Genomic DNA, 1,810 nt, shown 5'->3' with positions numbered 1-1,810 from the left:
TTCGCCGCAGGTGCGTCCGATGAGGCGTCCGACCTCGGTCGAGCCGGTGAAGCTGATCTTCGGGCTGGGGGCGGAAGGGTATCTGGACATGCTGAATGCTCAATCCAGCGGGCTTACTCAGGAAATAGTTCGACAGCACGAGGCGGACTCGTTGAGGCCCTCGCCGATCTAGGTCGCAAAGGGTAGGGTGGCCATCAGATTATTTTGGGCGCGCTGAATGTTGATGTTGAGTGTTGTGATCGAAAACCCAAAGGCCAATTTGGACGCCAGACAGGGCATGTAGAGGTCGAACGTCCTTTGACGCTCGTAGGGCCCTCTCTGGGCCACAAAGTCATTTTCGAGCACTGAAGGGGCGGTCGATGGCGTAGAGGGTGGTTGTGGCCGAACAAGTTGGTAAGGAGGTCGGATGAATCGTTTACGGGTACTTAAACAGCGTGCAGCGCGGGGCAAGGCCGGCGTATGCAGAAACCCGGATGGCTGGTATGCCGCCCATGGTCGCGGCTGGGGTGACTGCCATGGGCCGGTATCGCGTCGAGAGGCGATCCAGCTGGCCGCCAGGTGGGGGATGCCGACGAAGGCAGTCAAGATCGTGGTTACGACCGATTGAGTGGGAGGGGCGATGAACCAGAACTACATCAGCGCAATGGTCCTTTGTCGCGATGGGAATGCCGGCACGTTCAAGGTTTCGATTAACGAGCAAGGCGAGTTGGTGTCCACAGCGCCAGAGTGGCAGCCGGAAAGTCCCTCCGACTCGCCGACGGAGAAGGTTGGAGTTGTGCCGACGATCGAAGGGCGTACCGGTATCGGTCATGTGATCGATGGCGACGTATGGCGAGATCTGGAAGCGAATGGGCGGCTCGATGATGTCTGGCGATTTGTGCTGGATGGCGAAAGCGTCGAGGAGGCTGTCGAATCCGCCTTGCATGGGAGCAGATGCGCTATGTAGCGGCTAAATGATGATGTTGAAGTGGGGGGATTTTCACCGTGAAAAGGCGCTCCCCATAAACTTTCACCTTTGAAGTGCCTGGGCGCTTCTGTGAGCCGCGTAGAACGCACGTCTGGCGCGGTCTCCCCATATCCGTTCACCTTTCGGGTAGGGCGCCCCATATCCATTCACCTTACTAGGGACGCTAGATGTCGAATACAAGCATTTTGAGCGATGCCGATTGGCCGCATAAGCGGGACGTCGTCTTGCTGGTCAAACCCAGTGCGCGCAAGCGGGTAGGTCTCACCCTCTTGGCCATCGCCATTTTATTTTGCGGGGGCATGGCGGTCCTCGGCGAACGTGGCCCTGTCTCGTCGTGGCTGCAGTCCATGGATCGAGAGGCTGATCGCGCTAAGTTGGAGCCGGTGATGCGAAAATTCGCTGAGCAGGGCAAGCCGGAAGCGATCATCTGGCTTGCGCAGAACTTCCCGAAAGAGAACAGGACCTCTCTCGAAGCTTTGGCGAGCCAAGGGAACGGAACGGCGCTCTTCACCCTCGCGGCGCTGCGCCTCCGTGACGGCGACGAAGGCGAATTCGAGTCATTGATGCAGCAGGCAGCAGAGGCAGGTAATGCTGACGCTCTTCGTTTCATCAAGCGCCAGGCTGAGCGCTGAGGCATCTATCCGTGGCGTGATTTTGAAACCTAGATCACGCCACGGATAGTCCACCGTAAGTTGCGAGCGAAGGGGTGTTGGTGGTGGCAGAGACATATACCTGTGGTGGCTGTGGAGCGGAATTTTCCCCCGGCGATCATGTGTGCCGGGGGTGTCACGGTCGAATCGTTTATGGCGCCCTTCCGGAAGAGGTTTCGAAAGGAGCGGGTGC

The 1,810-nt window shown here is 58.5% G+C and carries 2 protein-coding genes; both read left to right on the top strand.

Going from position 1 to position 1,810, the window contains the following annotated elements; translation table 11 throughout:
* The first annotated feature begins 619 nt into the window (after positions 1–619).
* The gene (locus AB0J06_RS26305) at positions 620–946 is read left to right on the top strand and encodes a hypothetical protein (RefSeq protein WP_009684322.1); all 327 of its coding nucleotides are present in this window, start codon (positions 620–622) and stop codon (positions 944–946) included.
* A gap of 188 nt (positions 947–1,134) precedes the next feature.
* The gene (locus tag AB0J06_RS26300; protein ID WP_031642858.1) at positions 1,135–1,599 is read left to right on the top strand and encodes a hypothetical protein; all 465 of its coding nucleotides are present in this window, start codon (positions 1,135–1,137) and stop codon (positions 1,597–1,599) included.
* Positions 1,600–1,810 lie beyond the last annotated feature (211 nt).

The sequence above is a fragment of the Micromonospora sp. NPDC049679 genome, from assembly GCF_040659735.1.
Classification (GTDB): Bacteria; Actinomycetota; Actinomycetes; order Mycobacteriales; family Micromonosporaceae; genus Micromonospora_I.
The sequence above is the reverse complement of the archived record's forward strand: the minus strand, read 5'-3'. Positions and strand labels throughout refer to the sequence as shown.

What these genes read in the sequence shown, in the direction of transcription:
- AB0J06_RS26300 (WP_031642858.1), top strand. Translation starts at nt 1,135, where the DNA reads ATGTCGAATACAAGCATTTTGAGCGATGCCGATTGGCCGCATAAGCGG.
- AB0J06_RS26305 (WP_009684322.1), top strand. Translation starts at nt 620, where the DNA reads ATGAACCAGAACTACATCAGCGCAATGGTCCTTTGTCGCGATGGGAAT.